Source organism: Streptomyces sp. NPDC086147 (genome assembly GCF_040702165.1).
Taxonomy (GTDB): domain Bacteria; phylum Actinomycetota; class Actinomycetes; order Streptomycetales; family Streptomycetaceae; genus Streptomyces.
In genome coordinates, this window is sequence record NZ_JBFBJO010000002.1 from 247,028 (window position 1) to 270,591 (window position 23,564).

Annotated in this window: 25 protein-coding genes; 14 read left to right on the top strand and 11 right to left on the bottom strand. The window is 73.4% G+C overall.

What is annotated here, in order from left to right:
- Positions 1-34: 34 nt before the first annotated feature.
- Positions 35-1,039, bottom strand: coding sequence for a BadF/BadG/BcrA/BcrD ATPase family protein (locus AB0398_RS06005; protein WP_366372601.1), 1,005 nt, complete (start codon positions 1,037-1,039; stop codon positions 35-37).
- Positions 1,040-1,122: 83 nt separating this feature from the next.
- Here AB0398_RS06005 and AB0398_RS06010 point away from each other — a divergent pair, with 83 nt between their 5' ends.
- The gene (locus AB0398_RS06010) at positions 1,123-1,800 is read left to right on the top strand and encodes a uracil-DNA glycosylase (RefSeq protein ID WP_366372603.1); all 678 of its coding nucleotides are present in this window, start codon (positions 1,123-1,125) and stop codon (positions 1,798-1,800) included.
- Positions 1,801-1,930: 130 nt separating this feature from the next.
- Here AB0398_RS06010 and AB0398_RS06015 read toward each other — a convergent pair whose 3' ends face one another.
- The gene (locus AB0398_RS06015; protein WP_366372605.1) at positions 1,931-3,013 is read right to left on the bottom strand and encodes an exo-alpha-sialidase; all 1,083 of its coding nucleotides are present in this window, start codon (positions 3,011-3,013) and stop codon (positions 1,931-1,933) included.
- 97 nt (positions 3,014-3,110) lie between these two features.
- On the bottom strand, positions 3,111-4,193 hold the full coding sequence (locus AB0398_RS06020) for an NADH:flavin oxidoreductase/NADH oxidase (protein WP_366372607.1): 1,083 nt from the start codon (positions 4,191-4,193) through the stop codon (positions 3,111-3,113).
- A gap of 155 nt (positions 4,194-4,348) precedes the next feature.
- On the opposite strand from AB0398_RS06020, the gene AB0398_RS06025 reads away from it, so the two are divergent.
- A complete protein-coding gene (locus AB0398_RS06025; protein ID WP_366372609.1) occupies positions 4,349-4,714 on the top strand; it encodes an ArsR family transcriptional regulator in 366 nt (121 codons plus the stop codon).
- A gap of 44 nt (positions 4,715-4,758) precedes the next feature.
- Here AB0398_RS06025 and AB0398_RS06030 read toward each other — a convergent pair whose 3' ends face one another.
- Positions 4,759-5,406 carry a DUF305 domain-containing protein gene (locus AB0398_RS06030; protein ID WP_366372611.1) on the bottom strand — a complete coding sequence of 216 codons (648 nt, stop codon included), beginning with the start codon at positions 5,404-5,406 and terminating at the stop codon, positions 4,759-4,761.
- Between the two features lie 175 nt (positions 5,407-5,581).
- Between AB0398_RS06030 and AB0398_RS06035 the strand changes: the two genes are divergently transcribed.
- Positions 5,582-7,108 (top strand): hypothetical protein, encoded by a 1,527-nt coding sequence (locus AB0398_RS06035; protein ID WP_366372613.1) that lies wholly within the window; start codon positions 5,582-5,584, stop codon positions 7,106-7,108.
- Here the strand turns inward: AB0398_RS06035 and AB0398_RS06040 are convergent.
- From AB0398_RS06040 to AB0398_RS06055, 4 genes are all read right to left on the bottom strand, one after another.
- The gene (locus tag AB0398_RS06040) at positions 7,096-7,767 is read right to left on the bottom strand and encodes a helix-turn-helix domain-containing protein (RefSeq protein ID WP_366372615.1); all 672 of its coding nucleotides are present in this window, start codon (positions 7,765-7,767) and stop codon (positions 7,096-7,098) included. The genes AB0398_RS06035 and AB0398_RS06040 overlap by 13 nt on opposite strands.
- Positions 7,768-7,896: 129 nt before the next feature.
- Positions 7,897-8,592 (bottom strand): phosphatase PAP2 family protein, encoded by a 696-nt coding sequence (locus AB0398_RS06045; protein ID WP_366372617.1) that lies wholly within the window; start codon positions 8,590-8,592, stop codon positions 7,897-7,899.
- A gap of 104 nt (positions 8,593-8,696) precedes the next feature.
- A complete protein-coding gene (locus AB0398_RS06050; RefSeq protein WP_366372619.1) occupies positions 8,697-9,632 on the bottom strand; it encodes a M56 family metallopeptidase in 936 nt (311 codons plus the stop codon).
- Positions 9,633-9,791: 159 nt separating this feature from the next.
- Positions 9,792-10,376, bottom strand: a complete 585-nt coding sequence (locus AB0398_RS06055; protein ID WP_366372621.1) for a DUF5134 domain-containing protein — start codon at positions 10,374-10,376, stop codon at positions 9,792-9,794.
- A gap of 172 nt (positions 10,377-10,548) precedes the next feature.
- Between AB0398_RS06055 and AB0398_RS06060 the strand changes: the two genes are divergently transcribed.
- The 5 genes from AB0398_RS06060 (at position 10,549) to AB0398_RS06080 (ending at position 15,303) form a co-directional block, all read left to right on the top strand.
- Positions 10,549-11,100 (top strand): GNAT family N-acetyltransferase, encoded by a 552-nt coding sequence (locus tag AB0398_RS06060; protein ID WP_366372623.1) that lies wholly within the window; start codon positions 10,549-10,551, stop codon positions 11,098-11,100.
- 198 nt (positions 11,101-11,298) lie between these two features.
- Positions 11,299-12,705, top strand: coding sequence for a DUF6421 family protein (locus tag AB0398_RS06065; RefSeq protein WP_366372625.1), 1,407 nt, complete (start codon positions 11,299-11,301; stop codon positions 12,703-12,705).
- A 53-nt stretch (positions 12,706-12,758) separates the two neighbouring features.
- Positions 12,759-13,520, top strand: coding sequence for an SDR family oxidoreductase (locus AB0398_RS06070; RefSeq protein ID WP_366372627.1), 762 nt, complete (start codon positions 12,759-12,761; stop codon positions 13,518-13,520).
- Positions 13,517-14,596, top strand: coding sequence for a low specificity L-threonine aldolase (locus AB0398_RS06075; RefSeq protein ID WP_366372629.1), 1,080 nt, complete (start codon positions 13,517-13,519; stop codon positions 14,594-14,596). The genes AB0398_RS06070 and AB0398_RS06075 overlap by 4 nt, the downstream gene beginning before the upstream one ends.
- Positions 14,597-14,670: 74 nt before the next feature.
- Positions 14,671-15,303: a transglutaminase family protein gene (locus AB0398_RS06080; protein WP_366372631.1), complete on the top strand. Its 633-nt coding sequence runs from the start codon at positions 14,671-14,673 to the stop codon at positions 15,301-15,303.
- Here AB0398_RS06080 and AB0398_RS06085 read toward each other — a convergent pair.
- Positions 15,290-16,009: a lysophospholipid acyltransferase family protein gene (locus AB0398_RS06085; protein ID WP_366372633.1), complete on the bottom strand. Its 720-nt coding sequence runs from the start codon at positions 16,007-16,009 to the stop codon at positions 15,290-15,292. The genes AB0398_RS06080 and AB0398_RS06085 overlap by 14 nt on opposite strands.
- Positions 16,010-16,255: 246 nt before the next feature.
- Here AB0398_RS06085 and AB0398_RS06090 point away from each other — a divergent pair, with 246 nt between their 5' ends.
- From AB0398_RS06090 to AB0398_RS06110, 5 genes are all read left to right on the top strand, one after another.
- Positions 16,256-16,567, top strand: a complete 312-nt coding sequence (locus AB0398_RS06090; protein WP_366372635.1) for a thioredoxin family protein — start codon at positions 16,256-16,258, stop codon at positions 16,565-16,567.
- Between the two features lie 278 nt (positions 16,568-16,845).
- Positions 16,846-17,370 carry a flavin reductase family protein gene (locus AB0398_RS06095; protein ID WP_366372637.1) on the top strand — a complete coding sequence of 175 codons (525 nt, stop codon included), beginning with the start codon at positions 16,846-16,848 and terminating at the stop codon, positions 17,368-17,370.
- A gap of 199 nt (positions 17,371-17,569) precedes the next feature.
- Complete coding sequence (locus tag AB0398_RS06100; RefSeq protein ID WP_365548084.1) at positions 17,570-18,355, top strand: electron transfer flavoprotein subunit beta/FixA family protein; 786 nt, start codon at positions 17,570-17,572, stop codon at positions 18,353-18,355.
- A gap of 90 nt (positions 18,356-18,445) precedes the next feature.
- Entirely contained in the window at positions 18,446-19,408 is a 963-nt protein-coding gene (locus AB0398_RS06105) for an electron transfer flavoprotein subunit alpha/FixB family protein (protein ID WP_366372639.1), read from the top strand.
- 153 nt (positions 19,409-19,561) lie between these two features.
- Entirely contained in the window at positions 19,562-20,851 is a 1,290-nt protein-coding gene (locus tag AB0398_RS06110) for an aldolase/citrate lyase family protein (protein ID WP_366372641.1), read from the top strand.
- A 23-nt stretch (positions 20,852-20,874) separates the two neighbouring features.
- On the opposite strand, the gene AB0398_RS06115 is transcribed toward AB0398_RS06110, so the two are convergent.
- Positions 20,875-21,858, bottom strand: a complete 984-nt coding sequence (locus AB0398_RS06115; protein ID WP_366373011.1) for a LacI family DNA-binding transcriptional regulator — start codon at positions 21,856-21,858, stop codon at positions 20,875-20,877.
- 203 nt (positions 21,859-22,061) lie between these two features.
- Between AB0398_RS06115 and AB0398_RS06120 the strand changes: the two genes are divergently transcribed.
- Entirely contained in the window at positions 22,062-23,051 is a 990-nt protein-coding gene (locus tag AB0398_RS06120) for an ROK family protein (RefSeq protein ID WP_366372643.1), read from the top strand.
- 155 nt (positions 23,052-23,206) lie between these two features.
- Here the strand turns inward: AB0398_RS06120 and AB0398_RS06125 are convergent, their stop codons facing one another.
- Positions 23,207-23,431, bottom strand: coding sequence for a hypothetical protein (locus tag AB0398_RS06125; RefSeq protein WP_366372644.1), 225 nt, complete (start codon positions 23,429-23,431; stop codon positions 23,207-23,209).
- Positions 23,432-23,564: the final 133 nt, after the last annotated feature.

Below are 23,564 nucleotides of genomic sequence, written 5' to 3' on the forward strand. Positions count from 1 at the left end.
CGCCGCACCGGCCCCCACCTGCGAGGACGTCCCGCTACGAGGGACCCTCGCCGAACAGCCGGAGCAGTGACGGGTCCTCCGGCAGCCGGAGCGTCCCGGTGGCGAGCGCCGAGGCGAGGGCGACCGCCCCGGCCAGCGGATCGCCCGCCGCCTCCACCCTCCGGACGTGCGGGAGCAGCTCCCCGAGCGCGGCCCCCAGGGGTACGAGCAGGGGGTCGCCCATTCTGAAAAGGCCCCCGGTCAGGGCCACCGCGGCGCCGGACCCGGCCGGGCACACGGCCCCGGCCGCCTCCGCGATGTGCGCGCCGGCCCGCGCGAGGATGTCCGCCGCCACCGGGTCCTCCGGGGCGCAGCGCCCCACCTCCGGCGCGAAGGAGGCGAGCACCGCGGGCCGGTCCGCGCGCGGATAGAGCGCGGCCGGAAGCCCCGCCGCCGGCCCGAACAGCTTCTCGGCCCGGTCCAGGAGCGCCGCCGAACCGCCCCGCCGCCCGTCGTACGCGCGCATCGCCGCCTCCAGACCGGCCCGGCCGATCCAGGCGCCGCTGCCGCAGTCGCCCAGGAGATGCCCCCAGCCGTCGGCCCGCCGCCAGGCCGTCAGGTCCGTGCCGAGCGCGATCATCCCCGTCCCGCCCGCGACGACCGCGCCCGGCCGCTGTCCGAGCGCTCCCGCGTAGGCGGTGACCGCGTCGGCCGCGAGGGCGAGCCGCCGCACCCCCCACGCCTCCGCGAGCGCGCCCGGCAGCACGGCCCGCAGCTCGTCCCCGAGGGTCGCCATGCCGGCGGCGCCCACGGCCGCCGCGCGCACCGGCCGTCCGCCGAAGGGCCCGGCCAGGGCGCGGACAGCCGGCAGGACCTGTTCCAGGAAGTGGGAGGCGGAGATCCCGCCCGGTCCGGTCCGCACCGGTTCGCGCGAGGCGCTGCCGTCGAGCACCGTGCCGGTGGCGGCGTCGGCCAGGGCGATCCGCAGCCCCGAACCACCGGAGTCGACGCCGACGACCAGACCGGCCGGACCGTCGGAGGGGGCGTTCACGGAAACCAAAATGCACCGTCCTCGTGCGGGGTGGGAGGGGCCGGGCGGACGTCCGGGGCCGTTGTCACTGTAGGCCGGTAGAGTGACGGACCGTGACAGCGCGACCTTTGAGTGAACTGGTGGAGCCCGGCTGGGCGGAGGCCTTGAGCCCCGTCGCGGGACGTGTGGCGGCCATGGGCGACTTCCTGCGGGCGGAGATCGCCGCGGGCCGGACCTACCTGCCCTCCGGGCCGAACGTCCTGCGGGCCTTTCAGCAGCCCTTCGACGACGTGAGGGTCCTGATCGTGGGTCAGGACCCCTATCCGACGCCGGGAATGGCGATCGGGCTGAGCTTCGCGGTCGCGCCCGAGGTCCGCTCGCTGCCCGGCAGCCTGGAGAACATCTTCCGGGAGCTGCACACCGACCTGGGCCTGCCCCGGCCGTCCAACGGCGACCTGACCCCCTGGACCAGCCAGGGCGTCCTGCTCCTCAACAGGGCCCTGACCACCGCCCCGCGCAAGCCGGGCGCCCACCGGGACAAGGGCTGGGAAGAGGTCACCGAGCAGGCGATCCGCGCCCTCGCGGCCCGGGGCAAGCCCCTGGTGTCGATCCTGTGGGGCCGCGACGCCCGCAACACCCGCCCGTTCCTGAACGGCCTCCCGGCGGTCGAGTCCGCGCACCCGTCCCCGATGTCGGCGGACCGGGGCTTCTTCGGCTCCCGGCCCTTCAGCCGCGCCAACGAACTCCTGCTCGGCCTGGGCGCGCAGCCGGTGGACTGGCGCCTGCCCTGACCCGGCGAACCGTGACCCGGAACGCGGGCGGCGCGCCTCCGGCCGCCGCCCGCACGTCCCGGACCACCCCTGTGCGTACGCCTCAGACCACCGCCGCCCGCACGTCCCGGACCACCCCTGTGCGTACGCCTCAGACCACCGCCGCCCGCACGCACAGCACGTCCGGCAGGTGTTCGGCGAGGAGCCGCCAGGTGTCCCCGTCGTCCTCGCTCGCGTACAACTCGCCGTTCCGGTTGCCGAAGTAGACGCCCGCCGGGTCCGCGTCGTCCGTGCACAGCGCGTCCCGCAGCACCGTGCCGTAGTGGTCGCCCCCGGGCAGTCCGGCCGTCAGCGGCTCCCACGTGCCCCCGGCGTCGGTCGTGCGGTAGACCCGGCACCGGCGGCCCGCCGGCACCCGGTCGGAGTCCGCCGTGATGGGGAAGAGGTAGGCGGTGCCGGGGCGGTGGGGGTGCGCGGCGACCGCGAACCCGAAGTCGGAGGGCAGCCCCGAGCCGATGTCGGACCAGACGGCGCCCGCGTCGTCGCTGCGGAAGACGCCCCAGTGGTTCTGGAGGTAGAGCCGGTCCGGGTCGCCCGCGTCCTGGGCGATCTTGTGGACGCACTGCCCGAACTCGGGGTGCGGGTCCGGCAGGAACACCGCGGACACGCCCTCGTTGGAGGGCTCCCACGCCGCCCCGCCGTCCCGCGACCGGAACACCCCGGCGGTGGACACCGCGACCGTGAGCGCGTCGGGGTCGCGGGGGTCGGTGACCACGGTGTGCACGGCCTCGCCGCCCCCGCCGGGCACCCACCGCGAGCGGGTCGGGTGCTCCCACAGCGGCCGGACCAGGTCGAAGGACTCGCCACCGTCGGCCGACCGGAAGAGCGCGGCCGGCTCCGTCCCCGCGTACACCACGCCGGGGGAGTGCTCCGGCGCCGGGTGCAACTGCCAGACGCGCTCCAGGGAGGCCCCGGTGTCCTCGGGGAACCGCACGGCCGGCCGGGAGGGTTCGGTCCAGGTCCGGCCCAGGTCGTCGGAGTGGAAGACGGACGGGCCCCAGTGGGCGCTGTCCCCGCCGACGAGCAGGCGCGGGACCGGCCCCCGGGTGTCGACGGCGACCGAGTACACCGCCTGGGCGGGGAACGCCGGGTCGTCGAACTCCCACCGCCCCTCGTGCCTGCGGCCGATGAAGAGGCCCTTGCGGGTCCCCACGGTGAGGAGTGCGTCGGGCATGGCTGCCACCTCCAGGACGTCTTTGTCACGGATGTGGCCAGTCTGCACCCGCCCACTGACAACGCCTCCCGGACGCGCCCCCGCCCCCGGGACCTCGTCAGATCGCCCAGGCGTACTGCGACGGCGCCTGGATCTCCGCGCCCAGTTCGCGGGCGGCGCGGCGGGGCCAGGAGGCGTCGCGCAGCAGCTCGCGGCCGAGGAGGACCGCGTCGGCCTCGCCGCCGGCGACGATCTTCTCGGCCTGTCCGCTCTCGGTGATGAGGCCGACGGCGGCCACGGGCAGCCCGGTCTCCGCCCTGACGCGGGCGGCGAAGGGCACCTGGTAGCCGGGGCCCACCGGGATCCGGGCCGGTCCGCCGTTGCCGCCGCTGGAGACGTCGAGGAGGTCCACGCCGTGCTCGCGCAGCAGCGCGGCGAACCGCACGGTCTCGTCGGGCGTCCAGCCCTGCTCCTCCAGCCAGTCGGTGGCCGAGATCCGGAAGAAGACGGGAAGCTCCTCGGGCCACACGGCGCGCACCGCGTCGACGACCTCCAGGGCGAAGCGGGTCCGGTTCTCGAAGGAGCCGCCGTACGCGTCCGTGCGCCGGTTGCTGTGCGGGGAGAGGAACTCGCCGATGAGGTAGCCGTGGGCGCCGTGCACCTCGACGACCTCGAACCCGGCGTCCAGGGCGCGGCGGGCCGCGTCCGCGAACTGCCCGGTGATCTCCCGGATCCGCTCCTCGGTCAGCTCGGTCGGGACCGGGTGGCCCTCGTCGAACGGGACCGGGCTGGGGCCGACGGGCTGCCAGCCGTCGCCGCCGGGCGCGACGGGCCCGCGGCCCTCCCAGGGGCGGTCGGTCGAGGCCTTGCGCCCGGCGTGACCGATCTGGATGCCGGGCACGGTGCCGTGTTCCTTGAGGAAGCCGGCGATCCGCCGCAGCCCCTCGGTCTGGGCGTCGTTCCAGAGGCCGAGGTCCGCCGGGCTGATGCGGCCCTCGGGGGCGACGGCGGTCGCCTCGACCAGGATCAGTCCGGCGCCGCCGGTGGCGCGGGCGGCGTAGTGGGCGAAGTGCCAGTCGTGGGCGACACCCGCGTCCGGTCCGGTCGCCACCGCCGAGTACTGGCACATGGGCGCCATCCAGACCCGGTTGGGGAAGGTCAGGGAACGCAGGGTGTAGGGCTCGAACAGGGCGACGCTCATGACGGACTCCGTTTCGGGGTGCCTCGGTCTCGGGATGCCGCGAAGACGCTCGTACGATACTCACCGTACTACGACCCTTGTCAAACTACGGCGATCATCGAACTACGGGATCCCTCGTACAATGGCGTCTTCCCGGATGAAGTGGAGCCGCCGCCATGACGACCACCAGCAGCCCGCGCGTCCTCGAACACCCCGAGGGCGACGAGATCCGCCTCGAAGACGTGCTGCACGCGCTCGCGGACGCCGTGCGCCTGCGGATCGTGCGGGAGATGGCGCGCGAGGACACCGAGCTGAGCTGCTCGTACTTCGACCTCCCGGTGACCAAGTCCACGACGACGCACCACTTCCGGGTGCTGCGCGAGAGCGGGGTGGTCCGGCAGGTCTACCGGGGGACGGCGAAGCTCAACGTCCTGCGCAGGGACGACCTCGACGCCCTCTTCCCCGGCCTCCTCGACACCGTCCTCGCGGCAGCGGCCGCCCAGGCCGACCGCGAGGGAGCGGGCGGGGGCGCGGCGGCCTGACGGCCGCGCCCGGGAGGCGCCCACCACCGGGGAGGCACCCGCTCCTACAGCGAGCGCATCCGGTTGATCTCCGAGGTCTGCTGGGCGATCACGTCGTTCGCCATCTCCTCCACCAGGCCGTTGTTGCCCGCGCCCAGCAGCTCCGCCGCCATCGTCACGGCCCCCTGGTGGTGGGTGACCATGAGCTTCAGGAAGAGCTCGTCGAAGGCCTTGCCCCGGGCCTCGCGCAACTCGGCCAACTGGGCCTCCGTGGCCATGCCCGGCATCGAGTGGTGATCGTGCGCCCCCTGGTCGCGCGGCCCGCCGTTGCTCTTCAGCCACCCCTCCATGGCGCCGATCTCCGGCTTCTGGGCGGCCGAGATCCGCTCGGCCACCTTCCTGACCCCGTCGGACTCCGCCCGCCCCGGCGCCAGTTCCGTCATCGTCAGGGCCTGGCGGTGGTGCACGATCATCATCTGGACGTACCGGAAGTCCGCGCCGTTCGGGCTCTCGTCGGGGAGCAGCCGGGCGGCCTCCTCGGGGGACACCCGCCGGGCCGGCTCGCCCGGCTTCCCCGGCGCGATCACCGTCCCCCCGGTCGACGCCGCCCGCGGCGAGCCCTCGTCCGGCTCCGCGTCGCAGGCGCCCAGGGCGAGTACGGCGGCGGCGCAGAGGGCCGCGGCGACGACGGCACGCTGACGGCGGATCAACAACGCGACCTCCAGATGTTCTTGCGGGACCGTGACCGTTCCTAGCACTTTTCTCCGGGGTACCGATCAGAATCCTTCATTACGTCTGTGTTGCCATCTGTTGAGATGTGCACGGCAAGGAAGATACTGCCGGGGTCCAGCATCCGTTCGGGACCGAACGGACACCAGGGAGGACGGAGTGACTTCGTTGCGTACCCCGCGTACCACGACCGCCGCGCGCGACCCGCGCGGACGGATCAGACGCCTGGGCGTGGCATCCGCCGCGGCCGGACTGCTGGCCACGCTGCTCGCCGCCGGGCCCGTGGCCGCCACCCCCGACCCCGGAGACGCCCCCACGCGGGCCACCGTCTCCTCGGAGCAGGCCGCCGAAGCGCGTTCCGCGATCCGGAGCGGCGAGATACCCGGCGTGGACGAGATCGTCCACACCCGGAACATCGAGCACCTGGCGAACATCCCCAAGGACGCCCTGCCGGGCCTCAACACGGACCTCGCCTTCCAGGGCAAGTACGCCTTCGCCGGCAACTACGACGGCTTCCGGATCTTCGACATCAGCAGGCCGAGCTCCCCGAAGACCGTCGCCCAGGTCCTCTGCCCCGGCTCCCAGAACGACATCTCGGTCTCCGGGGACCTGCTCTTCCTCTCCACCGACTCCTCCCGGAGCGACGACTCCTGCGCGAGCACCACCCAGCCCGCCACGGTCAAGGAGTCCTGGGAGGGCATGAAGATCTTCGACATCAGCGACATCGGGAACCCGAAGTACGTCGCCTCCGTCGAGACCGCCTGCGGCTCCCACACCCACACGATCGTGCCGCAGCGCAAGGACGTGTACATCTACGTCTCGTCGTACGGCCCCGGGGCCGCGTTCCCCGACTGCCAGCCCCCGCACGACGGCATCTCGGTCATCAAGGTGCCCCGCAAGGCGCCCGAGAAGGCCAGGCTCGTCGGCTTCCCCGTCCTCTTCCCGGGCGAGGGCCCGGACGGCGGCGGCAACCCGGGCGCCCCCACCAACCCGGGCGTCTCCAAGACCACCGGCTGCCACGACATTACCGTGCTGCCGGAGGAGGACCTCGCGGCCGGCGCCTGCATGGGCGACGGCATCCTCTTCGACATCTCCGACCCCGAGCGCCCCCGGGTGATCGACCGCGTCCAGGACAACGTCAACTTCGCCTTCTGGCACTCCGCGACCTTCAACCTGAAGGCGAACAAGGTCGTCTTCACCGACGAACTCGGCGGCGGCGGCGCGGCCACCTGCAACGCCGAGGTCGGCCCGAACCGGGGCGCTGACGGCATCTACGACATCGTCGGCAAGGGCAAGAAGCGCAAGCTCGTCTTCCGCAGCTACTTCAAGATCCCGCGCCACCAGGCCGCCACCGAGAACTGCGTCGCCCACAACGGCTCCCTGATCCCGGTCAAGGGCAAGGACCTCATGGTCCAGGCCTGGTACCAGGGTGGCGTCTCCGTCTGGGACTTCACGAACTCGGCCGAGCCGAAGGAGATCGCCTACTTCGAGCGCGGCCCGCTCTCCGACACCACCCTGTCGGTCGGCGGCTCGTGGTCCGCGTACTACTACAACGGCCATATCTACTCGAACGACATCGCCAAGGGCTTCGACGTCCTCAAGATCTCCGACCGCCTGACCGACCCCGCGAGGTGGATCCGGCTGGACGAGCTCAACGTCCAGACGCAGCCGGACTACTTCGACTGACCCCGCCCGGCGGGACCCCCGGGGCCCGCCGTCGACCCGAGCCGTGGCGCGCCGCCGGACGCATCCCCGTCCGGCGGCGCGCCCAGTTCCTGGTCGAGGCCGTAGCGCGCGAACAGCTCCGACCGCAGCCGCGTCCACGGCATCGGGGCCCCCGGCAGCAGCACCGCCACCACCGCGCCCATCAGCAGGGCCCGCAGCAGCGGATAGTCCGTGTCCACGTCCTCGGAGCCGTACCGCTCCACCGTGTCGCGCAGCAGGAAGGCGAGGCGCTGCTGCTCCTCGCACCGCACGAAGCCCTCGGCCTGGAGGATGCCCGCCATGTGGGTCCGCATCAGGGTCGGGCGCTCCACCGCGAGCCCCAGGATCGCGTCGATCGCGCGGGCCAGGCGCTCCCGGCCGTCCTCCGTGCGCGGCTCGCGTTCGAGCGCCGCCTCCAGCGTGAGGTGCATCAGCCGGTGCACCGCCGACTGGAGGAGCTGCCGCTTGCCCGGGAAGTAGTACGAGATCAGCCCCCGCGCCGTGCCCGCCCGCTCCGCGATGTCGCCGAGCGTGGTCGCCTCGTAGCCCCGCGTGTCGACGAGCTCCACCGTGGCCTGCAGAATGCGCTCCCGCGACCGGCGCCGGAGCTCTTCATTGACCGATGGGCTACGCGGGGACATGCTGGACTCCTGCGTTGACTGGCTGCCGGCCAATATACTCGGCGCACACCGTCGGCCTGCCCCCGTGGCGGACCGCCGGGGAGGCCGTCTGTTCTGGGCGACACGGGGGATCGTCCAGAACAGACGGCTTCATCGTTCTCCGTCCATTCTGCTCCCCCCGTCCTCGTCGCCACCGTCCCCGGCCCCGGGAGCGGTCCGCACGCCGCGCCGCCCGCTCCGGCGGTACGTGAGGACCGCCACGGACACGCAGAACCAGCCGAGGAGCCAGCCCCCGACGACGTCCGAGGGCCAGTGGACGCCGAGGTAGGTCCGGGTCCACCCCACTCCGAGCACGGACACGACCGCGGCGCTCGCCAGCGCCGCCCAGCCGCGCCACCCGTCCCGCCAGTGCAGCGCGAGGACCCACAGCAGCAGCCCGCAGACGACCGTCGCCGTCATCGCGTGCCCGGACGGGAAGGCCGCGTAGTGCGCCTGGTCGACCGGATCGGGCCACTGCGGCCGCTCCCGCCCCACCAGGGCCTTCAGACCCTGCTGGAGGAGCAGGGCCAGGACGCTCGTCCCGGCCACCCACAGGGCGAGCCGCCGCTCCCTCCGCCACCACAGCAGCACCACCGTGCCGGCGGCCAGGGCGCGCATCGTCAGCGGGTCCCACACCCAGTCGCTCAGGACGCGGTTGACCCGGGTGAGGCCGGGGTGGGCGACGGCGCCGCGGTGCAGCTCCTCGGCGACCGCCCGGTCGAAGGAGAGCAGCGGCGACCATCCCACGGCGACGAGCGCGATCAGCAGGGCGGACAGGACTCCGGAGACCACGGCGGAGGAGCGCATGGGCCGATCCTGCCCCAGGATCGCCGCCGCATGATCCCTCACACGCCCCGGACGGCCCTCCGCGTGCTTCGCGCGCCTCCCGGGGTGCCCCGCGGGTCAGAGGGCTAACCCAGCGCGCGGAGGGCCGGGACGAAGGCCACGAGCACCGGGACCACCGGCACCAGGGACGCGGCCGCCGTCAGGCGCAGCCGGCGTCCGGCCGTGAGCCGGGGCGCCGCGGTCAGGAGCCGGTTCACCCGCTGGGGCAGACCCCCGCCCGGGACCGGACCGGGCCCGAACACCCCGCGGTCCTCGTTCAGTTCGACCAGCGCGAGCGCGATCGTCAGCCGCCCGAACCGGCGCGAGGCCACGTCGTCGGCGGCCAGCTCCACGAGCCGGTGCATCTCCTCCCGGAAGGCCGTGAAGACGGGAACGCCCGGGAAGCCGGCGGCCAGCGCCGCCGAGCAGTGCAGCAGCCAGTCGTGCCGGGCCCGGGCGTGGCCCTGCTCGTGCGCCAGGACCGCGTCGAGCTGACGCCCCTTCAGGCGGCGCAGCGCCGCCGTGGTGATGACGAGCTGGGGCGTGGGCCCCGCCAGCCACCAGGCGTCCGCCCGCTCGCCCTCCAGGACCACCAGGCGCTCGCCGCCCGGCTCCTCCCCGGGCATCAGGGGCGCGCGGACGAGCAGGTCGCAGCGGCGCTGCCGGCGCCGGGCGCGGGCCTGCCCGATCTCCCGCCCCAGCATCGCCCCGGACCACACCCCGCCGGCCGCGAGGACCACCGCGAGCACCGCGGACCAGGGGCCGCTCGTGCCGAGCTCGTACGCCTCGATCACGGCGCTCGGCGCGGGCGCGAAGACCTGGCCCCGCACGGCCTGCCAGGCGGCCGAGGCGCTGAACGTCATGGAGAGCGCGAAGCTCAGCAGGACGGCGGCCACCACGCACTGCCAGACCCACAGGGCCACCACGGGTTCTCGCTCGACCCAGTCCGCCCTGGACAGCAGCCGGGGGGCCACGAGGGCGGTCAGGAGGCCGAGCAGGAACAGCACGAGGGAGACCCACATGGCGCCAGCCTATGAGTGCGGTACGGGTCGGGGGTACGGGCGCGGAGAGCAAGTGACGTACGCCACGGTTTCGTTGCGCGTCCGGACTCCTGCCCGCCCGGTTCTCCCGGCCGTGCGAGCACCCGCCCGCACGCCGCCGGTCCCCCGTCCCTCGCCCCCTCAGAGCGTCACGAGCATCGCCACCATGCCCAGCGCCATCGACAGACGGCACGCCAGCGTCGTCTCCGGGCCGCCCGCCCGGGCCGACCCGCCCGTCGGCACGCCGCCGCCCATCGGGCCGCCCGCGGTCGCCGCCACCGGGACGAGCCGCGCCCCCGCGCGCAGCACGTACACCGTGTAGTAGAGGAGGAGCCCGCCCGTGAGCACGGGTATGCCCCCCGCGCCCGCCGCCGCGTGCCCCGCGTGCGCCCCCGGCGCGCCGGGGGCGGCCATCGCCACCGCCATGTAGACCATGGCGAGCGAGCCCACCAGGTGGTGCAGGTGGTGGGCGCCGTGCCGGACGGCGAGCAGGCCGTGCAGCGCCGTCGCGCCGAACACCGCCGCGTACACCGCCCAGCTCCACCCCGGCGGCGTCAGGACCGCCGCGGGCAGCGCCATGAACGCCATCCCGAACCCCATCACCGCCTCGCCGCCCGCGGCCCGCCGCTCCCGCCCGGTGCCCGCGCGCATCCGCAGCAGGCAGTACACGCCCGTCGCCGCGCACAGGGTGACCAGCAGCCACCCGGACAGAGCCGGTCCGTGCACGGCACACCTCCCCCTCGACACCCGTCCCCTCCGGGGAGGGATGCCCGCCGCCCCGGGGCGGTACGCGGGCGCACGGTTGCGCACAGGCGTACGAGGGGGAGCGAAAGGTGCGCGCGTTAGGCTCGGGGCGATCGCGCACGCCGATCACCGAAGCCCGAGGGGAGCCCCGTACATGGACACCGCCACGTCCCAGGAGACCGGCCGGATCGGCTATCGCGAAGCGGTCCTGGAGGACGTCCCCGTCCTCGTCCCGCTCGTGGAGTCGGCCTACCGGGGCGACGCCAGCCGGGCCGGCTGGACCACGGAGGCGGACATCCTCCAGGGGCAGCGCACCGACCTCGAGGGCGTGGCCGCCGTCATCACCGCCCCCGGCAGCCGCCTCCTGGTCGTCGAGCGGGACGGCGAGACCGTCGCCTGCTGCCAGCTGGAGCACCGCGGGGAGGCCGCCTACTTCGGCATGTTCGCCGTCCGTCCCGAGCTCCAGGGCGCGGGCCTCGGCAAGCTGATCATCGCGGAGGCCGAGCGCCGGGTGCGCGAGCTGTGGGACGTGCGCGAGATGCACATGACGGTGATCTCCGTGCGCGAGGAGCTGATCGCCTGGTACGAGCGGCGCGGCTACCGGCGGACGGGCCGGACGACGCCTTTCCCCTACGGCGACGAGCGCTTCGGCCTGCCCCAGCGCGACGACCTGGAGTTCGAGCTGCTCGTCAAGCCGCTGGTGTGAGCCGTCGGGCCGGGTCGAGAGAACGGACCCGGGGCGAAAGCACCCGAATGGCGGAAGAGTGGCCTCGCCCCCTGGTGACAGGAAAAACTTCTGTCGACAGGGGGGTCGCACAGGATAATTTCTCTTGCTCCTCTTGTGGGGGAGAAGCGTCGATGTATACGGTGTCTTGACGCGAGGTTCTCCTGTGGAGGAAGAGGCATGACGGAAATTCTTGTGCAGGACGTGACCGGTGGGGAGATAGCCACCGACGAGCGGGTCGTCGACCACCCGGCCTGGCCCGAGCTCAAGAACGCCGTGGAGGAGATCCGCGCCTGGCAGAGCGCGGACGGCTCCGTCGACTTCGAGGCCGAGGGCGCCCCCGCCCGCTCCCTCGTCGAGCAGACCCTCGACCGGGTCGTCGACGCGGTCGAGCGGCTCGCCCCCCTCCTCCCGCACGACGCCGCCTACCACCGCGCCCTCGTCTCCGACCTGCGCAAGTGGGCCGCGAGCGGCTTCGCGGTGCCGGACTTCCTGGACGCGCTGCTCGCCTTCCAGCCGGCCGCCGACCGCGCCGACGGGCTCCAGCACCTCGTGCTCTTCCCGATGTACACGCAGAACGGCAACCCGGACCGCAACCTGGAAGCCGTCGTGCTCCGCATGGTCTGGCCCGAGTGGCTCGCCGAGCTGGAGCGCACCCGCTACGACAACCCGCTCTTCTGCGGCATCACCTTCGAGGACTTCACCGCCGGGTACGACACCAACTCGGCCGTCCTCTTCCCGGAGACCATCGCCGTCCGCGAGGCCCCCGAGCGCTTCACCTGGGGCGGCATCTTCTGCGACCGCGAGGCCGCCCGCTTCCGCAAGGTCACCGTGGCCGCCGTCGACACCCTGGGCATCGAGCTGCCCTCCGACATCGCCGCGATGATCGACGACCAGGAGCGCTGCGAGAAGGCCTTCGTGCTCTGGGACATGGTCCACGACCGCACCCACAGCCACGGCGACCTGCCCTTCGACCCCTTCATGATCAAGCAGCGCCAGCCCTTCTGGATGTACGGCCTGGAGGAGCTCCGCTGCGACCTCACCGCCTTCAAGGAGGCCGTGAAGCTGGAGGCCGAGGGCAACACGCACGGCCGTGACGTGCAGTACGCCGTCCTCTTCGACCGCATGTTCCGCTTCCCGCTCTCCGGCGACCGGAACCGCAACTACGACGGCCTCGGCGGCCAGCTCCTCTTCGCGTACCTCCACAAGCACGACGTGGTGCGCTGGACGGACAACACGCTCAAGATCGACTGGCAGCGGGCCCCCGAGGTCACCAACCAGCTCTGCGCCGAGATCGAGAAGCTCTACCGCGACGGCATCGACCGCCCCAAGCTCGTCCACTGGTTCAAGGCGTACGAGCTGGTCTCCACCTACCTCGCCCCGCACCCGGGCTCGAAGTGGGCCAAGGGCCCCGACGCCCTCGACCTCTCCCTGCCGCCGCGCAAGCTCGTGGACGACGTGCTTCCGGACGAGTTTCCGCTCAGCATGTTCTTCGAGGCCCTCGCCAAGAAGCTGAAGGGCGTGATCGCCGACACCAAGGGGATCACCGCCGCCGGCGCCCCGCGCACCGAGCGGGCCGCCGCGTGAGCGCTCCTGCCGAAGGACCGGGGAACGCCGAGCGCACGGAGGAGACGGTGTCCATGAACGCCGAAGGAAACGGCGGGCCGCTCGACGGCGCCGTCATCGCGGTCGCCGGAGCGGCCGGCCCCGCGGGCCGCGCCACGCTGCTGCGGCTCGCCGACGCGGGCGCGACCGTGGTCGCGTCCGACGCGGACCCGGCCCGCCTCGCGGAGGCCGTCGACGCCGCCCGCTACGCGCACGGCGGCGCCACGGTCGTCGGCGACACCGTCGACCTGCTCGACCTCGCCGCCACCCGCGACTGGGCCGCGAAGACCGAGAAGGAGTTCGGCCGGATCGACGGCCTGGTCCACCTCGTCGGCGGCTGGCGCGGCAGCCCCTCCTTCACGGAGACCGAGCTCAAGGACTGGGACTTCCTGGAGAAGCTCCTGGTCCGCACGGTCCAGCACACCTCGCTCGCCTTCCACGACCCGCTGCTCCGCGCGGGCGGCCGCGGCCGCTACGCCCTGATCAGCCAGGTCGGCGCCCACAAGCCGGTCGCGGGCAACGCCGCGTACAACGCGGGCAAGGCGGCGGCCGAGGCCTGGACCCTCGCCATGGCGGACTCCTTCCGCAAGCTGGGGGGCGACGAAGGCCCGCAGGCGGCGGCTGCGATCCTGGTGATCAAGGCGTTGGTGCACGAGGCGATGCGCGCCGAGCGCCCCAACGCGAAGTTCGCGGGCTTCACCGACGTCGACGACCTGGCCGCAGAGGTCGCCGGCCTGTGGGACAGGCCCGCCCAGGAAGTGAATGGACAGCGCCTGTGGCTGACCCCCGAGCCGTGACCGCGGCCATCGGACCCAGGACCGACGCGCGTCGTCACCACGACCCGTCGGTCCGGGGCTTCGCCAGCGACAACTACGCCGGCGTCCACCCCGAGATCCTCGCGGCCCTCGCCCTCGCCAACGAGGGCCACCAGGTCGCCTACGGCGAGGACCAGTACACCGACCACCTCCAGCGGATCGTGCACAGCCACTTCGGGCCGAGCGCCGAGGCGTTCCCGGTCTTCAACGGCACCGGTGCCAACGTGACCGCCCTCCAGGCGCTCACGGACCGCTGGGGTGCCGTCATCTGCGCCGAGTCGGCCCACATCAACGTGGACGAGGGCGGCGCGCCGGAGCGGATGGGCGGCCTCAAGCTGCTCACCGTGCCGACCCCGGACGGCAAGCTCACCCCCGAGCTGATCGACCGGCAGGCCTGGGGCTGGGAGGACGAGCACCGGGCCATGCCCCAGGTCGTCTCGATCACCCAGAACACCGAGCTGGGCACCGTCTACACGGTCGACGAGATCCGCGCGATCGTGGAGCACGCCCACTCCAAGGGCATGAAGGTGCACCTCGACGGGGCCCGGATAGCCAACGCCGCCGCCTCGCTGGACGTGCCCATGCGCGCGTTCACCAACGCGGTGGGCGTGGACGTGCTCTCGTACGGCGGGACCAAGAACGGGATGATCTTCGGCGAGGCCGTGATCGTGCTGAACCCGGACGCGGTCAGCCACATGAAGCACCTGCGCAAGCTGTCCATGCAGCTCGCGTCGAAGATGCGGTTCGTGTCGGTGCAGCTGGAGGCGCTGCTCGCGAAGGACCTGTGGCTGCGCAACGCCCGCCACGCCAACGCGATGGCCCAGCGCCTCGCGGCCGGGGTGCGCGCCCTCGACGGGGTGGAGATCCTCTACCCGGTCCAGGCCAACGCGGTCTTCGCCCGTCTCCCGCACGAGGTGAGCCGCCGGCTCCAGGAGCGCTTCCGCTTCTACTTCTGGGACGAGGCCGCCGGCGACGTGCGCTGGATGTGCGCCTTCGACACCACGGAGGACGACGTGGACGCCTTCCTCCAGGCCCTGAAGGAAGAGCTGGCCCGCTGAACCGGAATGCATGAATATACGGCCGGACGGAAATTCATTGACTCCGTCCGGCCGTCTCCCTAGGGTCGTCCCGCATGGAACTCATCCAGCAGGACCCGGACGTCGACGCCTACCTCGCCGCGGGCGAGGCCGTCGACCACGAGCACCCGCGCGTACGGGAGGTGGCGGACCGCCTCTCCGCCGGGCACCCCGACGCCCGCGGGTACGCCGAGGCGGCCTTCGCGTACGTGCGCGACGCGATCCCGCACTCCATGGACTCCGGCGACCTCCGCGTCACCTGGCGCGCCTCCGACGTCCTGGAGCTGCGCACCGGCATCTGCTACGCCAAGACCGTCGCGTACGCGGCGCTCCTGCGGGCCCGGGGCATCCCGGCCGCCCTCTGCTACCAGCGGCTCACCGACGACGACGGATCCCACCCCGTGGTGCACGGCCTCACCGCCGTCCTGCTGCCGGGGGAGCGGACCTGGGCCCGCCAGGACCCGAGGGGCAACGCGCCGGGCGTCGACACCCGGTTCTCCCTGGGGGAGGAGCGGCTCGTCCGGTCCGTACGGCCGGAGCTCGGCGAGGTGGACTACCCGCTGCTCCACGCCGAGCCGCACCCGGCCGTCCTGGCGGCCCTGAGGGCCGCCCGCGACCGGCCGCACCTGGACCGGACCCTTCCCGCCGGGCTGGAGCCGACCGGGCCGGAGCCGGTCAGGCTTCCTTGACCTGGGCCGGCGTCGGAGCCGTACCGCCGAGGTGCGCGGGCACCCACCAGGTGTCGCCCGCGTCCTTGGGGCGGACCGGGTAGGCGCGCTGCGCGGCCTCCAGGAGCTCCTGCACGCGCTCGCGCAGCCGCCGGGTGATGGCGCCCGCGTACTGGTCGGCGGGGGCCTCCACGGCCTCGCCGACGCGGATCGTCACCGGGATGTGGTTCCGCTTGAAGTTCCGCGGCCGGCCCTTCGTCCAGACCCGCTGGGTGCCCCACAGCGCCATCGGGATCAGCGGGACGCCCGCCTCCTGCGCGAGGCGCGCCGCGCCCGTCTTGAAGCCCTTGAGGGTGAAGGACTGGGAGATGGTCGCCTCGGGGAAGACGCCGACGATCTCGCCGGACCGCAGCGACTCCAGGGCGTGCCGGTAGGCGTGCTCGCCCTGCGAGCGGTCCACCGGGATGTGCTTCATGCCGCGCATGAGCGGGCCGGAGATCTTGTGCCGGAAGACCGATTCCTTCGCCATGAAGCGCACCAGGCGCTTCTGCGGCAGCGCGGCGAGACCGGTGAAGATGAAGTCCAGGTAGCTGATGTGGTTGCTGACCAGGACGGCTCCGCCGGTCCGCGGGATGTGCTCCGAACCCTGCGTGTCGATCTTCAGGTCCAGCGCCTTGAACATGGTCAGAGCGGCGCCGACGACCGGCCGATAGACGAGTTCTGCCATCGGAGAGGAACCCCTTCTTCCTGCTTGTCCGGGGAGGGTTCTCCCGGCGAAGTTACGCGGCCGTAGGTTTTCGGCTTTGGGCAGATCGTGCCCCATGAGGGACGCCGTGACCAGCCTGAGCGCGTTTGCGAGGGGAGATTCTCGTCACTCGCGGTGGCCGGAACGGGAATCGAATGCCCGTCCCGCGGCGCTGTACCCCGTGGCGCGCGGAACGGGCGCGCGCGGAGACGAAGGGAACGGAGAGGGATGAGCGAGGTCCTGGGACCGGAGGCGCTCGGCGCCGAACTGGGGGAGCGGGCCACCCTCGTCCAGTTCTCGACCGCCTTCTGCCAGCCCTGCCGGGCCACCCGCCGCACCCTCGCCGAGGTCGCCGCGATGGTGCCCGGCGTGGGGCACGTCGAGATCGACGCCGAGGCCCGGCTCGACCTCGTGCGCGCGCTCGGCATCGCCCGCACCCCCACCGTGCTCGTCCTGGACCGGACCGGGCGCGTCGTCCGCCGGGCCGCCGGGCAGCCCCGCAGGGCGGACGTCATCGCCGCCCTGGGACGGGCGGTCTGACGCGGTGACACCTCCCCCGGTCCGCGCGACGGCGCACCCCCCGGCCCGCGCGACGCAACCCCGCCCGGCCCGTCCGGCCCGCGCGGTGCCGCTCCTCCCACATCGCGGTACGCACTTGACTGCAACCGCCACCGATCGTCACCCTGACGGAGTGACTCTGGAACTCCTTCTCTACGGCCGGGCCCACGTGGACCTGGCCCGCAACGCGAGCGCGCGCTGTCCGGGCGTCTGACCCACCCCAGGACTCCTCCATGCCGCCCTCGCAGAAGGACAATTCCATGACGGTTTCGCCCGAGTTCCGCACCGTTCCCACGATCGGCGCCCCCCGGCAGGCCTCACCCGATCTGCTCCGCTCCGTCTTCCGCCGGCACGCGGCCGGCGTCGCGGTCGTCACCGCGCACGGCGAGCGCCCCGTGGGATTCACCGCGACCTCGCTCAACTCCGTCGCCGCCGACCCGCCGCTGCTCTCCTTCGGCGTCGGCACCTCATCCTCCTCCTGGCCGGTGGTCTCCGAGGCCGAGTTCATCGGCGTGCACATACTCGGCGAGCACCAGCAGGACCTGGCCGCCACCTTCGCCCGCAGCGGCGCCGACCGCTTCGGCGAGGGAACTGCCTGGAGCGTCGGCCCCGAGGGCGTGCCCGTGCTCGACGACGTCCTCGCCTGGCTGGTGTGCCGCGTGGTGGCCCGGGTGCCCGCCGGGGACCACCGGATCGTGATCGCGGAGGCGGTCGCGGGCGACCCGGACGGGGCGGGCCGGCCCCTCCTGTACCACCACGGACGCTTCAACGCGCTGCGCGACTGAGAGTTCCCGTGCGCGCCGCTCTCCGCGCGTTGGGAAGGTCACACGGCTGAGCGGTTGCTCAGTGGTAACGAACTGGGTGTACTGGCGAGTAATATTTCGGGCGGGGCGTACGGCGCCCCGACCGGAAACCCGCCCTTCAGGCGCCTATGCTGCGAGCAACAAGGCAGCCCAGTTATGACGATGCAGTAGGAGAGCCGGCGTGAGCTTGAGGATCGTTGTCTGTGTGAAGTACGTGCCCGACGCCACCGGCGACCGGCACTTCGCCGATGACCTGACGGTGGACCGCGACGACGTCGACGGCCTGCTGTCGGAGCTCGACGAGTACGCGGTCGAGCAGGCCCTGCAGATCGCGGAAGAGGCGGACGACGCCGAGGTCACCGTGCTCACGGTCGGCCCCGAGGACGCCAAGGACGCGCTGCGCAAGGCGCTGTCCATGGGCGCCGACAAGGCCGTCCACGTCGAGGACGACGACCTGCACGGCTCCGACGTCATGGGCACCTCGCTGGTGCTCGCCAAGGCGATCGAGAAGACCGGATACGACGTGGTCATCGCCGGCATGGCCTCCACCGACGGCGTCATGGGCGTGCTGCCCGCGATCCTGGCCGAGCGCCTGGGCGTCCCGCAGGTCACGCTGCTCTCCGAGGTGAAGATCGAGGACGGCAAGGTGACCGGCCGCCGCGACGGCGACGCCGCCTCCGAGCAGCTGGAGGCCTCCCTGCCGGCCGTCGTCTCCGTGACGGACCAGTCGGGCGAGGCGCGCTACCCGTCCTTCAAGGGCATCATGGCCGCCAAGAAGAAGCCGGTGGAGTCCCTGGACCTCTCCGACCTCGACCTGGAGGCCGAGGAGGTCGGCCTGGAGGGCGCGTGGACCGCGGTCGACTCCGCCACCGAGCGTCCGGCCCGCACGGCCGGCACGATCGTCAAGGACGAGGGCGAGGGCGGCAAGCAGCTCGCCGAGTTCCTCGCGGGCCAGAAGTTCATCTAAGACTTCAGCCGCGCGAGCCGGACGTGCGTCCGGCGACCCGCGCGAGCCGCCTCAGACCTCCCCCTCACCTTCGCAGGAGATTGAATCCCCATGGCTGAGATCCTCGTCTACGTCGACCACGTCGACGGAGCCGTCCGCAAGCCCACCCTGGAGCTGCTGACGCTCGCCCGCCGTCTGGGCGACCCGGTCGCCGTCGCGCTCGGCAACGGCGCCGCCGACACCGCCCCGGTCCTCGCCGAGCACGGCGCGGTCAAGATCCTGACCGCCGACGCGCCCGAGTTCGCCGAGTACCTCGCCGTCCCCAAGGTCGACGCCCTCCAGGCCGCCTACGAGGCCGTCTCCCCGGCCGCCGTCCTGGTCCCCTCCTCGGCCGAGGCCAAGGAGATCGCGGCCCGCCTCGCGGTCCGCATCGGCTCCGGCGTCATCACCGACGCCGTGGACCTGGAGGCCGGTGACGAGGGCCCGGTGGCGACGCAGGCCGTGTTCGCCGCCTCCTTCACCACCAAGTCCCGCGTCTCCAAGGGCACCCCGGTCATCACGGTCAAGCCGAACTCGGCCCCCGTCGAGGCCGCCCCGGCCGCCGGCGCCGTCGAGGCCCTGTCGGTCTCCTTCGGCCCGCTGGCCACCGGCACCAAGGTCACCTCGCGCACCCCGCGCGAGTCGACCGGCCGCCCGGAGCTGACCGAGGCCGCGATCGTGGTCTCCGGCGGCCGCGGCGTCAACGGCGCCGAGAACTTCGCCGTCATCGAGGCCCTCGCCGACTCGCTCGGCGCGGCCGTCGGCGCCTCGCGCGCCGCGGTGGACGCCGGCTGGTACCCGCACGCCAACCAGGTCGGCCAGACCGGCAAGTCGGTCTCGCCGCAGCTGTACATCGCCTCGGGCATCTCCGGCGCGATCCAGCACCGCGCGGGCATGCAGACCTCGAAGACGATCGTCGCGATCAACAAGGATGCCGAGGCGCCGATCTTCGAGCTCGTCGACTACGGCGTGGTGGGCGACCTCTTCGAGGTCGTCCCGCAGCTGACCGAAGAGGTCAAGACCCGCAAGGGCTGACCTGCGGTTCTGTCGGACCGGGGGCCGCACGGTGAACTCTCACCGTGCGGCCCCCGGCCGTTTCGGACACCCATTGACGTGGGTCCCGGCCGCCCGTTAACTTCGCCATACGGATTGTTGATTCCGTGCAGCGGAAAACAGGAGGGTAGTGGGATGGGTCAGCAGGAGAAGGTGTCGACGAGCCTCGCGGGCGCGGTCAGCGAGGGCATCAGCGCCTCCCTCGCCGCGGTGGACGCCGAGCTGGACCGCCGCTACCCGGGGGACCCCGGCACCCGCCAGCCCGTCCACACCGTCTACGTCCCCGGCAACCTCTTCGACGCCGGCACCGTCCGCTCCTGGGGCGACCAGGCGCTTGCCGCCCTCGACGAACACGCCCCCGACGCCGCCTCCTTCGCCGCCGTCCTCGGCCTCTCCGACGACCTCGCCGAGGACGTGTACGGCCGCGTGCGGGCCAAGCTGGAGCGCGAGCCGATCGAGGACCTCCGGGTCGACTTCGAGGACGGCTACGGGGGCGACGACGAGGACCGGGACGCGGCCCGCGCCGCCCGGCTGGTCTCCGAGGCGTACGCGGACGGCACCGCCGCCCCGTATACCGGCATCCGGATGAAGTGCATGGAGGCCGCCGTACGCGACCGGGGCATCCGCACCACCGACGTCTTCCTCACCGGCCTCCTGGAGCACGGCGGCCTCCCCGAGGGCCTCGTCCTCACCCTCCCCAAGGTCACCTACCCCGAGCAGGTCACCGCCTTCGTCCGCCTCCTGGAGGCCTTCGAGAAGGCCCACGGCCTCGACGCCGGCCGCCTCGGCTTCGAGATCCAGATCGAGACCAGCCAGGCCATCCTCGCCGCCGACGGCACCGCCGCCGTCGCCCGCATGATCGGGGCCGCCGAGGGGCGCGCCACCGGACTGCACTACGGCACCTTCGACTACAGCGCCTGCCTCGGCGTCTCCGCCGCCCACCAGGCCAGCGACCACCCGGCCGCCGACCACGCCAAGGCGATCATGCAGGTCGCCGCCGCCGGCACCGGCGTCCGCGTCTCCGACGGCTCCACCAACGTCCTGCCGGTCGGCTCCACCGCGCAGGTCCACGAGGCCTGGCGGCTGCACTACGGCCTCACCCGCCGCGCCCTCGCCCGTGCCTACTACCAGGGCTGGGACATGCACCCCGGCCACATCCCCACCCGCTACGCCGCCGTCTTCGCCTTCTACCGCGAGGGCTTCGAGGCCGCCGCCAAGCGCCTCTCCGCCTACGCCAACCACGCGGGCGGCGACGTCATGGACGAGCCGGCCACCGCCAAGGCGCTCAGCTCCTACCTGCTGCGCGGCATCGACTGCGGCGCCCTCGACACCGCCGAGGTCGACGCCCTCACCGGCATGACCCGCGCCGCCCTCGACCGCTTCGCGGCCCCGCGCCGCGGCGACCTCACGGCCTCGGCCGAGTAACCGGGCGGCCGCCGGGGCCGGCCTCAGACGGCCGGCGGTGCGATCTCGCCCGAGCCGCGGGGGAGGAGCGTGGTGCCGAGCACCACCCGCTCGGGCGCCCCGTCCGCCCCGTCCAGGCGCCGGAACAGCCGCTCCGCCGCCGTCCGGCCGAGCGCGGCGGCGTCCTGGGCGACGACCGTGATGCCCAGGAGGTCGGCCAGTTCGATGTCGTCGAAGCCGACCAGGGCGACCGGCCGGTCCTGCCCGGCGAGGGCCCGGACGGCCGTGACGGTGACCCGGTTGTTCCCCGCGAACAGCGCCGTCACCGGCTCGGGCGCGGCCAGCATCTCCCGTACCGCCGCGTCCACCCGCTCCGGGTCGGTCGGTCCCGGCGAGACCCACTCCTCGTGGACCGGAAGGCCCGCGTCCTCCATCGCCGCGCGGTAGCCGCGCAGCCGCTCGGCCGCCGTGTGGATGCACGGGCGGTCGCCGACGAAACCGATCCGGCGGTGGCCGTGCGCGATCAGGTGGGCCGTGCCGTCGCGTGCGCCGCCGAAGCTGTCGGAGAGGACCGCGTCGGCGTCGATCCGCCCGGCGGGGCGGTCGACGAACACCGTGGCGACGCCCGCCCTGATCTCGGGCTCCAGGTACCGGTGGTCGTCGCCGGCCGGGATGACGATGAGGCCGTCGACCCGGCGCGCGCACAGCGCGAGCGCCAACTCCTGCTCCCGCTCGGGGTCCTCGGCGCTCGACCCGTTGATCAGGAGGGCCCCGTGCGCCCGCGCGACCTCCTCGACCGCCCGGCTCAGCGGACCGTAGAAGGGGTCGGCGAGGTCCTCCAGGACCAGGCCGACGGTCGCGGTCCTGCCCTTGCGCAGCACCCGCGCGCTGTCGTTGCGCCGGAAGCCGAGGACCTCGATGGCCTCCTGCACCCGCCGTTCGGTGTCGGGCGTGACGCCCGGCTCGCCGTTCACCACCCGGGACACCGTCTTCAGGCCGACGCCCGCCTTGGCGGCGACGTCCTTCATCGTGGGCCGGTTGCCGTAGCGGTGCTCGGGGCGGTGGGCGGTGTCGGCCACGGTCTGCGGTTCCTCCGTCGTGTCGGGACCCCGCCGTGGCCGGGCCGTCTTTCGGACTCCGGACGAGCATAGGGCCTGGACAACGTTGTCAGGCCGCGTGAGACCATACGGAACGCCCCCCGTTCCCGGCCGTCCCCGGAGGTTTCCCGCCCATGCACACCGACCTCGCCACGGGCCTCGTCGCCGCCCTCGACATCGGGGGTACCAAGATCGCCGGCGCCCTGGTCGACGGCGAGGGGCGCGTCCGTGTCCGGTCCCGGCGGCCCACGCCCGCGCGTGAGGACGGCGAGACGGTGATGGCGGCGGTCGAGGGCGTCCTCGGCGACCTCGCCGCCTCCCCGCTGTGGGAGGCGGCCGACGCCGTCGGCATCGGCAGCGCGGGCCCGGTCGACGCGGCCCGGGGGACCGTCAGCCCCGTCAACGTCCCCGGCTGGCGCGACTACCCGCTCGTCGACCGGGTCCGCCGGGCCGCCGGCGGCCGGCCGGTCACCCTCGTCGGCGACGGCGTCGCCATGACGGCGGCCGAGCACTGGCTCGGAGCCGCCCGAGGATACGACAACGCCCTCTGCCTGGTGGTCTCCACGGGCGTCGGCGGCGGGCTCGTCCTCGACGGGCGCCTGCACACGGGCCCCACCGGCAACGCCGGTCACATCGGGCACATCGTGGTCGACCTGGACGGGGAGCCCTGCGCGTGCGGCGGACGCGGCTGCGTCGAACGCCTCGCCAGCGGCCCGCACCTGGCGCGCCGCGCCCTGGAGAACGGCTGGCGGCCTGGGCCCGACGGCGACGTCTCCGCCGCCGCGGTGGCCGCCTCCGCGCGCGCCGGGGATCCGGTGGCCGTCGCCTCGTTCGAACGCGCGGCCCGGGCGCTCGCCGCGGGCATCGCCGCCACGGCGGCCCTCGTCGAGATCGACGTCGCGGTCGTCGGCGGCGGGGTGGCGGGCGCGGGCGAGGTCCTCTTCGCCCCGCTCCGGCGCAGCCTCCGCGGCTACGCCACCCTCTCCTTCGTACGGGACCTGAAGGTCGTCCCGGCGCTCACGGGCACGGACGCGGGCCTCCTCGGCGCGGCGTCGGCCGCCGCGCACGCGCGGGAGGAGGGGACGCGCGCCGACGCGAACGCGGGTGCCGGCGGCGGTTCCTGAGGCCGTACGGACGGCGTCACGCGGCGGGGCGCGACGACTCCTCGCGTCCTCGCGCCCGGCTGCTCCCGTACTCGTTCGCTCCCGCGCCCGGCTGCTCCCGTACTCGTCCGTTCGCGGACCCGGTTGCCCGCCCACTCGTCCGCTCGCGCGCCCGGTTACTCCCGGGCCCGCTCGGACCTCCTCGGGCCGATCAGCCTGCCTTCGGCCTTCCTCCGCTCCGGCGGTCTCTGTTCGACCACCACCAGGAACGTGTCGGACTCCAGGTCCATCACGACCCGGGCCGGCACGCCCTCGTCGCGCCGCGCGCCGGCGAACTCCTCGGCGGGCCAGCTGCCCCGCGGACCGCCGGCCGGAAAACGTTCGAGAACCGTACGACTCATCTCCACACCCCTCGTGCTTGCCGTTCCCAACGACGGTTTCCCCGAAGTGTCACGCGCATGCCGGTCCCGCCGCCGATCCATACGATCGTGGTTTCCGTGGCAGGGTGTTGCGGGCAAGCCACAGGGGGCTATC